Source organism: Vibrio sp. 1731, assembly GCF_033339955.1.
GTDB lineage: Bacteria > Pseudomonadota > Gammaproteobacteria > Enterobacterales > Vibrionaceae > Vibrio > Vibrio alginolyticus.
On the sequence record NZ_JAWOVO010000009.1, the window covers coordinates 236,043 to 245,283 of the forward strand.

The following is a 9,241-nucleotide window of genomic DNA, read 5'->3' on the forward strand; positions in this document are numbered from 1 at the left end:
TAAATTAAGTCTGGCCTGTTGTGTATACTGAATGACTTGGTTTGAAAGGAGAGGGCGAACCTTGATACTTCTCTCAAGCTTGGAATACATTTCTGCCCAATGGCTATCCGATCTCTAATCGTTAGGTGAAAGAATGCAACAAAACGAATTTGAAACACTGGTAAAAGAAATTACTCAGCAAGAAAGCATGCCAAAGGCACTTGAAATCTTGAAGGCGTGTGAGGAAGAAGAAGTTGCACAAGCGGCGCAATCCCTAACGGGTCAGTTTGGCCTTGCAGAAGTTGATGGTGAGAAACGTATTTACCATATTACCACTCAAGAAGATGAGTCCGGAGAAGAGCAAGAATACGTAGAGCACGTCATGAATGAAGGCGATCACTTGATCAAGTTTGCAGCGTGGTTCTTTGAAACATTCTTTGAAATCAAACAGAAAGATACGTACGTCGCAGCGGGTAAAACATACCAACAACCTAAGCGATAGACGCTCATTTCAAGAAATCCACGAAAACCAAACTGAAAGTTAATTACAAAATAAATGTGACTGGAGTCTTGTTTTTATCTAGTTGTGGTGTAAAATTACAACATAGTTAAGTCAATACATTCAGGAGAAGGTCATGGGTAACGAACTTGGTGGTGCTTATATTGGCCAGATGATTGCAAAAGACGCGATGCACAAAGCGCTTTACGGTAAAGCGAAGAAGAAAAAAGCTTCTGTTTTTGCTCGTGTTATTAAAAAACTGGCGAAATAATTTAAAAAGCCCTGATTGAAAAATCAGGGCTTTTTGCTTTTCTCTGTTTTGTTGTTAGTAAGTAGCCAACATATTGCACAACATTGGCAAACGCTACTCAAAGACTGATGACATTTAAATCTAGAATTACGCGGATTGGCTTGGTATCTCCACAACATTGTTAGGCACTTTATCTAGCCCCTTTGCTGATAACCACTTGTCTAAATCGTCAGCGCCTCCAATATATTTTCCATCTAACCAAATTTGCGGCACTGTTACCGGTGTTTTTTCGCCAATGATGGCTTTTACTTCAGGAATCATGCGGTATAAGGCGGCGCTGTCTTTAACTACATCATGGTACTCATACTGAACGCCAGCCTCGTCAAGTAATTGTTTGGCTTTGACACAGTAAGGGCAAGTTGCTTTACCATAAACAATGTTGCCTTTTAGCTCATCGCGTTTTACCCACTCAGCAATAACAGACTGTACAAGCACACCCCGATTCAATGCTTCTCCTTGACTGATAACTTTCCCTTCGACAAGAAGAATGGGTGCATGCCAAGCCCCCGCTTTTAATGGTTCCCACCAGTGAGATAACCAATCTTTTACTTCGAGTTCAACGGGCACATCGGCTAATTCGTTTTCAAAAGTATCCTTTAAAATATCTTTGGTTAATGTACATTCACCACAAGGAATATTGACTTTGAATGGGCCCCAACTACCAGCCCAGCGATACAGTGTAATTTTGATTGATTGACTCATATGGGTTCCTCATTTCCTTTCCTGAAAATATAGAACTTTTAAATTAGATTTTTCTTTCAACTAACTTTGTCTTTTTCGCTTCCCAATGCGTAATAAACGCAATAGATGCAATAATAATCGCAGCACCTAACCATAAACGACCAGGTGGCACCCAACCAAACACCAACCAACCAGCAACAACATTCAAAGGCAGTTTGGCGTGATCAAATGGTTGCACAAATGAGGCGTCTGCTACTGCATATGCTTTAACGATAGCCCATTGAGCGAGTGCTGTAAGTGCACCTGCGGCTAAAAGCACACCCCATATCGTCCACGTATCTGGCATAGTAAACGTCGGTATCGCTAACAAGATATTAAATGGTGTTATCAGCAGCAATAAATAGACAACCATGGTTGATGGCGGATCGTTTACCGACATTTTTTTAACCATTAATGAATACGCTGCCCAGAAAAATGCGGCGCCAACAGGTAGCAGGGTCGCCCATGTAAATGAGTCTGCCCAAGGCTCAAGAATGATCATGGCACCAACAAACCCCGTCAATGTAGCGAGCCAGCGTGCAGTACCTACTTTCTCTTTGAGTAACAAGCCAGAACCAACTGTGGCAAATAACGGAGAGGTCATGAGAAGTGCAATGCCTTGCCAAATTGGAACTGGGTAAGCGAGAGCCCATAACCAAAGTTGAATCCCGATAACAGAGAGAAAAATGCGGAATGCATGCCAGCCAAAGTGTTGGGTTCTTAAAGAACGTCTAATCCCAAGTGTACGTAGGTAGGGCAGAATAACAAATAAGGCGATTGCATATTGGAATAACGCAAATGTGGTGGAAGAGACACCAAAGTTGATGCTAGCAATTTGGGCGAAGCTGTTCACTATGGCGAATGCCAAGCCAGCTGTTAGCATCCAGGACGCACCTTGAACAGGATGATGATTCAATTGAAAAATTCCAGTTTGATAGAGGTGGCGGGATCATACGTCCTATTGTTTTTCGCGCCAATAAAAAAATGCCTCCCAGAGGGAGGCGACATTACCAATTCAAAGGACGTGCCTGTTATAACAGGTACAAAGAACGAGAAGCACAAACGCTGCCATGCATTTGCATAAATAATATTGCAGAACACGTGCCAACTTTTATATATTTGATTTTAAATGGTTTTTTGGTTTTTCTATGTTGTCGATTAGATGAAATGCACTAACTTAGTGATCAATCGCATTAAAAGAGGGCAGAAGTAGGCGTCGTTACGCTCGTTTTTCATTGCTGAGCGATGCTTGGATAGTGTGAAAACTTATCGAGTTGTGTTGGGTTAAATAAAAAATGGCCAGCAAAGGTGCTGGCCAAGTGGACTCGCTCTTAGGGCAAGAGTGAATTAGAAATCGTAACGTACGCCTAGGCGCAGTGTATCTTCGCCTTCTGTTACTAGACCTGTTGTTGCATCTTTTGCTTCATCAAGTTGGTTGATGTAGTAAGAGAGGTAAGTACGGAAGTTGCTGTTTAGTTTGTAGTAACCAACAAGCTCGATACCTTCAACTGTGTCGTACTTTGAACCGTTGTCTGGATCATTCTCTTGAGCTGTGTATAGAGCTGCAAGTGTCACTTTACTTGCTACTTTGTAGCTTGCGACTAGCTCGTAAGCCGTAAAGTCTTCAGAGTCAGTCAGGGAACCTTGAGAATAAGTACCTGCTAGGTATAGGTTATCCATCGAGTAAGCGATACCACCTAGAATTTGATCTTCAGAGTTATCTTTATCTACATCGCCACCAGAGTATGCAAGACCAAAGTCGAGGCCCATTGGTAGTGAGTACATTCCAGAGATGCCGTATTTATCTTCGTTATCGCTAGAGTTTGCTTGGTAGGTTGCTTGAAGTTGTAGTGCATCAAACGCACCACGGTATGCGAAAACGCTGTCTTGCTTATCAGACGACGAATCAATAACTTGCTGAACACCAGAGAATTCTGTGATATCCGTCATGTCAGAGATGATAACTGCAGCCATGTCTTGACGACCTACAGAGAAAGCACCGATATCAGAGTCGACGCCTGCATACATGTAGCGGTTTTTGAATTCACTCTTGCCCGTTTTTTGTTCGGCTTCGTAAACACCGAAAGCAGAAAGGCCGTTGCCGATGTCTGTTTTACCTTTTAGGTTAAGACGAGCACGGCTTTTATCTTCCATGGAACCTTCAACTTCAGCACCGTCTGAACCGATGAAGTCACCACGAAACTCAACGCGGCCGCCAACTTTTAATTCAGTACCGTCGTTTTTGTATACAGTTGCTGCGAATGATGGTGCTGATACCAATGCTGTAAGAATTGCAGTAGTTAGTGCTGCCTTTTTCATTTTCTTATTACCCTAGTTGTAATCGATGGGCTTTCTTGCCCGATGTGTTGATGACGCTAAGGTAAAGGCTGAAAATGAAAGATAGATTTCTGTTAAGTTATGATTTGATTGCACTTTTATTGCTGGCGAGAATAAGTGCCCCTTCTCATACCACTTATAAAAAGAAAGGTTTATCTTTTTTGAGGTTTTTTCCTCTCCGTTGAAGACTGTGTTTTTTTCAAAAAGTTCCTGAATTGTTTCTTGACCCTAAATGTAAGTAAACATTTCAATTTGGCAGGGAAGTTTGGCCTAAAAATAGCGAATCATCAGCTATTTGTGAGCTAACTCTCTCTAAAGCATTTCTTATTGTAAGGTTTTTATTTCTCGATTTCTTGAAGGCTAAGTAAACGATTGCTTTTTAGGTTTTGTCTGAGATCTTTTCACTCGGTTGTCAGGAACTAATCAAATAAAGTGTCGGCAGTTGTTACACAAAGGTAAAACTAATCTGGTGGAAACGATGCCTCGGATAGCCTTTGTATTCCTCTCTTTGTTCATCATTTCGTTTTTACGAAAGTGAACCAAAGCCGGGTCTAAAACTGACTAACCAACTAATAAGTAATGGATTTAGAAATGAATAAAAAATTATTAGCAGCGGCAATCGCGGCAGCAACCTTCGGTACTCAAGCAGTTGCAGTGGAACTATATAATAACGATGGCACAACATTTTCGATGGGCGGCCACGTTTCTGTTAATTTAAATGGATCAGAGCAAGGTGACACGGATGTGGGTACTAACTCTCCTCGTATCAATATCTCTGCGACACAGGATTTGGGTAATGGCTTCACCGCAGACGCACGTGGTGAATGGGCGCTAAACTACTTAGACGGTGGTGAAGAGTCGTTTAAAACTCGTCTAGGTTACTTAGGTATAACGCATGAGGTTTATGGTCGTGCAGTAGGTGGTACGCAATGGTCACCTTACTACGATGTCGCAGGTATTGCAGATATGCCAATCGCGTTTGCCAACGACTTCATCTATGACGATCATGGAAACCTTGGCACTGGCCGTGCGGATAAAATGCTTTCTTACCGTAATGCCATCGAGCTGGGTGAAGCGGGTGTGATCAACTTTGGTCTTGGTTGGCAGGGTGCAAACGATGATTACACGCGCAACGATGCTGGAGTTATAACTGGCGGTGCTAAATACGATGACCGTGTGCAAGCTGCGCTTTCCTACTCAATCATGGGCGCTAAAATCGGTTACTCTTACAATGGCGGCGATTTCCAGCACCCTGCATATGCAGGTAAGCACACGGCGGAATCACACGTTGTATCAGCATCTTACGGTGCGTACGGCCAAGGCCTATTCCTTGCTGCGGTTTATGGTTCAAACGAAAACATGAACTTCAGTGCAAAAGGCGACCGTTTAGAAGAAAGTGATGCGTACGAGGCGATCATCGCATACGCTCTGGCGAACAGCCTAAACTTGAGTGTTAACTATGAAATGGTGGAAGGTAAAGAGTTTAAGAACTCTAAAACAGAAACTGCTCGTGAAGAAATGGCACTACAAGCAGAATACAACTTCACGCCTAAATTTGTTGGTTACGCGGGTTACCAGTTTGACCTAAATGACGACAATGGTCGTGAAACTGATGACAAATGGGCGTTAGGTGCTCGTTACTACCTATAATAGGGTTTAGCGAGAACTATTATTCAAGCTCATTGATCTAAAGCCAGCCTCGTGCTGGCTTTTTTGTCTATTTGTTTTACAAATACTTTGCTGTTTCAATTAGATGATACAAAATTCAAAACGGGGTGAATGTCTTATTTTTTACACTAGAGGTTGCTATTTAGTGTCGTTAAGTCAATAGGTTAGATTATGATGGGATTTTTGTTTTGCAGGGAAGAATGATGAGTGTTATTCAAGTTGAAGAAAAGAAAGTAGAAGTGGGTAAAGTGCTTTGTGTTGGACGAAATTACGTTGAACACATTCATGAGCTTAATAATGCAATGCCTGAGCAAATGGTGGTATTTAATAAACCCGCAACTTCCGTATCAACAACTCTGCGTTCATTCCATCAAGAGCCCCTTCATTATGAGGCTGAAATCTGCTTTTTGATCAAGGATGGACGTTATTCAGCGGTTGGTTTGGGATTGGATCTGACCAAGCGTGGTTTGCAATCCTCGCTTAAAAATCAGGGGTTGCCGTGGGAGCGAGCTAAGGCATTTGATGGCTCTGCTGTGTTTAGTCGGTTTGTCTCTTTGGATAACATTGATATCAATGATCTTAACCTTGAGCTCTTAATCAACTGTGTTCGTGTACAAAAAGGTCACGTTAACCAAATGCTCTATCCGCCGCTAACTATCCTGGATGAATTAACCAGTTACACAACACTTCAAGATGGCGATGTAGTGATGACCGGTACACCAAAGGGCGTTGGTGAGGTACATGAAGGTGACATCTTCCTTGGTCGATTAAAGTGTGGCGATGTCACCTTGTTGGAGATTGAGTGGTTGGCGGATTAAAGCCAAATTCGTAGAACGAGAAATACCACCATACTGATAACCGTCGTTAAAAGAACATTTTTAGTAAAATACGCGATTAAAGCAGCCAGTATGGCAGCCAGTAAAAATGGGTTTTGCACATTGACGCTGAGCTCCCCATCTGGAATGAAAACGATAGGTGCCCAGATCGCAGTCAGTACTGCTGGGCTAGCGTAATTGAGTACTTTTTGAGTGCGCGTCCCTAATCGCAATGGTAGCTTGGGTTCTAAAAACAAGTAGCGGCTGGTGAAAACAAGTACCGTCATCAGTAAAATAGCCAACATGATCATTAGCGTTTCTCCTTTACTTGTTCCACAAAGTAACCAGTAAGCATGGCTAAAATGCTCGAAATCATCAAACTTCCCTCAATTTGATAATAGGTTAGGGCAACTGAGCTCACCAAAGCCACAATAACACTCGCGAGCACCGCTGCATTTTTAATGGTGGGTACTACTATCGCGATAAAAGTAGCGGCTACAGCAAATTCCAAACCCATTTCGTTCAGTTCAGGGATTAGACTTCCTGCAATAATGCCCGTCAATGTCGCGACATTCCAAAACAGGTAAAAACTCAGACCAGCCCCAAGTGCATACCAGCGATTAAACTGTTTATCGGAATGGTGGCCTACAATCGCAAACAGCTCGTCAGTAAGTAAGAAGCCGAGTGATAATCGCCATTTTAGAGGGAGCGGTGCAATTTTACTGCGCATCGATACACTGTAAAGGAAATGTCGAGAGGTGATAAAAAACGTTGTCAGTAACATGGTCACTAGACCTGCTCCCGTTTTAATCATTCCCATCGCGACGAGCTGTGCAGAACCTGCGAACAAAATGGCGGATAGTGCTTGTCCTTCCAAAGGGTGAAGCCCAGTATCAATTGCGAATGAGCCTGCGAGTAAGCCCCAAGGGAGCACTGCGATACTCAGAGGCATCATCGCAAGTGTACCTTGCCAAAATAGCGTGGCTTTTGATTCTTTTTGTAACGGCAAAGTGTGGTCCATAGTTTCTTCTTATTTATTCCTAAATCAGATTACCAAGATAGCTCGGTAGTCGCATAACGCCTTGTACAATATTGCTGCTTTAGCTGTGACGGACGTATTGGCCGGGAGTGACGCCCATGGCTTTTTTAAAGTGTCGATGCAGATGGCTTTGATCATGGAAACCGCATTCTTGTGCCACGTCTGAAATTTTTTGTCCCATTTTTAGTAGCTTCTTCGCCATACGTAAACGTTGCTGAATTTGATAGGCATGAGGCGGAAAGCCAAATTGCTTTTGAAACTCTCTCAGCAGATGAAAAGGGCTTAATCCAGACAGTTTGGCGAGTTCTTCTAGTGAGACGTCCGTTTGTGGAAAGTCTTCCAAAAACTCTCTGACGAGCTGCACTTGTCGCTGAGCTCTGGTTGATTCTTTCAGTGGTGCCCGATGAGTGCTGTGTTTACTGGCTAGCTTGATCAACGTGCCGTAAACCAAAGTTTCTCTCAATAAACGGTTGTCTGATTTTTCTAGTGTTTCAAATACCAATCGTAACTGACTAGCCAGCTCAGGATCGTAAACCACAGGTTGAGGGAAATAGGGCAGAGCTACATTTGGTGAACCAAGCTCTTGTCCTAAAGTTTGAAACTGCTGAGGTACGGGGTACATTGCTTTGTATTCCCAGCCGCCTTCCGAGGCTGAATGCCCGTTGTGTACTTCATCTGCATTAACAAGGATGATGCTGTCCTGTGGCGCGATATGATTCCCGCCCGTCCTAAAAAATTGTTGTGCCCCTTTTTCGATGACACCAATAGTGTAACCTTCGTGGCTATGGCGTGAAAAATTCTGCTTCTCATACTTTGCATCGAGAAGTTCTAAACCGCCGAGCTCTTGAGCTATCTTGAAGGTAGCGATTTCCTTATTCTTTTCTTTCATCTTTATCCGGTCTGCTCAAGAAAATCATTTTAGAAGTGTAACGGATCCATCGTGCTTATTTTTGTACAAAATTGCTATTCGATTTTGATAAACAGGCGAATTGATTGCTATTTTTCAGCTGGGCAAACTATGATTTTTATTTTTTGATTTATCTTGGCTATTTTGGGCTGGATGATGTTATTTTGTTGGTATAACATTCGCCGCCTTGTTGTAGAAAAGCGGTTCCATCATGATTGATTTATCTGTACTTCCTGTTTATCTCACCGCAGTAGTGGCTTTGTTGCTGTTACCAGGGCCCGATATGTTGCTGATAGCGAGTTCTAGTATGAGTTACGGTAAGAAGGTCGGTCTTTTTGCTAGCTTAGGCAATGCGACGTCTGGTGTTATTCTTACTTTGCTTGCTGCGATGGGCGTATCTACCCTGATTGCCATGAGCCCAATAGCCCTTAAAGTCCTTCATCTACTAGGTGGCGCTTACTTGTTAAAAATGGGTTGGGACTGCTTACGAGCTGAGGCATCTTCGGCTCCAGAGCTTGATGGTCAAAACAAAATGGCATCAACTTATTATCAACGTGCTTTGATGAGTAATTTGCTCAACCCTAAAGCCTTGGTCTTTTTTGTGATGTTTTTGCCGCAGTTTGTCTCAAGCAATATCACGGCATCTTCTGGTGAGCAGATGCTAGCGCTAGGGTTATTGTTGAACGTTCTTGGCTTGTCATTCAATTTATTACTTGTTGGGTTAGCAGGCACATTGGGCAAAGGGCTGCTCGAGAACGAAAAATTCCGCACGTATCAACATAAACTAATGGGGTTAGTGTTTGTTATTCTGGCGTTGTGGATGCTGAGTAGTTTCGCCTTGTAAAGTTATCATATTCCATCAGAAAGCCAGCAATTGCTGGCTTTTTGTTTTGGCTATGTTCCCTTTAACTGTTGTTATACTTAAAGTAGGCAACGATTGGAGGGAACTCCTATGCTTCAGTCACAG

Annotated in this window: 11 protein-coding genes; 5 read left to right on the forward strand and 6 right to left on the reverse strand. The window is 42.8% G+C overall.

All coding sequences use genetic code 11. From position 1 onward, the window contains the following. The first annotated feature begins 133 nt into the window (after positions 1-133). Positions 134-481 carry a hypothetical protein gene (locus R7035_RS13195; RefSeq protein WP_005375501.1) on the forward strand — a complete coding sequence of 116 codons (348 nt, stop codon included), beginning with the start codon at positions 134-136 and terminating at the stop codon, positions 479-481. A 133-nt stretch (positions 482-614) separates the two neighbouring features. After that, on the forward strand, positions 615-749 hold the full coding sequence (locus R7035_RS13200; RefSeq protein ID WP_017635854.1) for a hypothetical protein: 135 nt from the start codon (positions 615-617) through the stop codon (positions 747-749). Between the two features lie 126 nt (positions 750-875). Here R7035_RS13200 and R7035_RS13205 read toward each other — a convergent pair whose 3' ends face one another. The 3 genes from R7035_RS13205 to R7035_RS13215 all read right to left on the reverse strand — a co-directional run bounded on the left by R7035_RS13205 (position 876) and on the right by R7035_RS13215 (position 3,827). Beyond that, the gene (locus R7035_RS13205; protein WP_226084041.1) at positions 876-1,490 is read right to left on the reverse strand and encodes a glutaredoxin; all 615 of its coding nucleotides are present in this window, start codon (positions 1,488-1,490) and stop codon (positions 876-878) included. A 43-nt stretch (positions 1,491-1,533) separates the two neighbouring features. After that, positions 1,534-2,391: a DMT family transporter gene (locus tag R7035_RS13210; RefSeq protein ID WP_005375542.1), complete on the reverse strand. Its 858-nt coding sequence runs from the start codon at positions 2,389-2,391 to the stop codon at positions 1,534-1,536. A gap of 464 nt (positions 2,392-2,855) precedes the next feature. Continuing rightward, a complete protein-coding gene (locus R7035_RS13215; RefSeq protein WP_005375535.1) occupies positions 2,856-3,827 on the reverse strand; it encodes a porin in 972 nt (323 codons plus the stop codon). Positions 3,828-4,436: 609 nt separating this feature from the next. Here R7035_RS13215 and R7035_RS13220 point away from each other — a divergent pair. Continuing rightward, positions 4,437-5,495 carry a porin gene (locus R7035_RS13220; RefSeq protein WP_017821605.1) on the forward strand — a complete coding sequence of 353 codons (1,059 nt, stop codon included), beginning with the start codon at positions 4,437-4,439 and terminating at the stop codon, positions 5,493-5,495. 221 nt (positions 5,496-5,716) lie between these two features. After that, positions 5,717-6,331 carry a fumarylacetoacetate hydrolase family protein gene (locus tag R7035_RS13225; RefSeq protein WP_017635857.1) on the forward strand — a complete coding sequence of 205 codons (615 nt, stop codon included), beginning with the start codon at positions 5,717-5,719 and terminating at the stop codon, positions 6,329-6,331. Here the strand turns inward: R7035_RS13225 and R7035_RS13230 are convergent. The 3 genes from R7035_RS13230 to R7035_RS13240 form a co-directional block, all read right to left on the reverse strand. Next, positions 6,328-6,639, reverse strand: coding sequence for an AzlD domain-containing protein (locus R7035_RS13230; RefSeq protein WP_005375528.1), 312 nt, complete (start codon positions 6,637-6,639; stop codon positions 6,328-6,330). The two genes, R7035_RS13225 and R7035_RS13230, sit on opposite strands and share 4 nt — an antisense overlap. Next, positions 6,639-7,349: an AzlC family ABC transporter permease gene (locus R7035_RS13235; RefSeq protein WP_005375526.1), complete on the reverse strand. Its 711-nt coding sequence runs from the start codon at positions 7,347-7,349 to the stop codon at positions 6,639-6,641. Before R7035_RS13235 ends, R7035_RS13230 begins: the two co-directional genes overlap by 1 nt. Before the next feature lie 79 nt (positions 7,350-7,428). After that, the gene (locus R7035_RS13240) at positions 7,429-8,256 is read right to left on the reverse strand and encodes an AraC family transcriptional regulator (protein WP_005385198.1); all 828 of its coding nucleotides are present in this window, start codon (positions 8,254-8,256) and stop codon (positions 7,429-7,431) included. 229 nt (positions 8,257-8,485) lie between these two features. On the opposite strand from R7035_RS13240, the gene R7035_RS13245 reads away from it, so the two are divergent. Beyond that, positions 8,486-9,118, forward strand: a complete 633-nt coding sequence (locus R7035_RS13245; RefSeq protein WP_005375522.1) for a LysE family translocator — start codon at positions 8,486-8,488, stop codon at positions 9,116-9,118. The last annotated feature ends 123 nt before the right edge of the window (positions 9,119-9,241 follow it).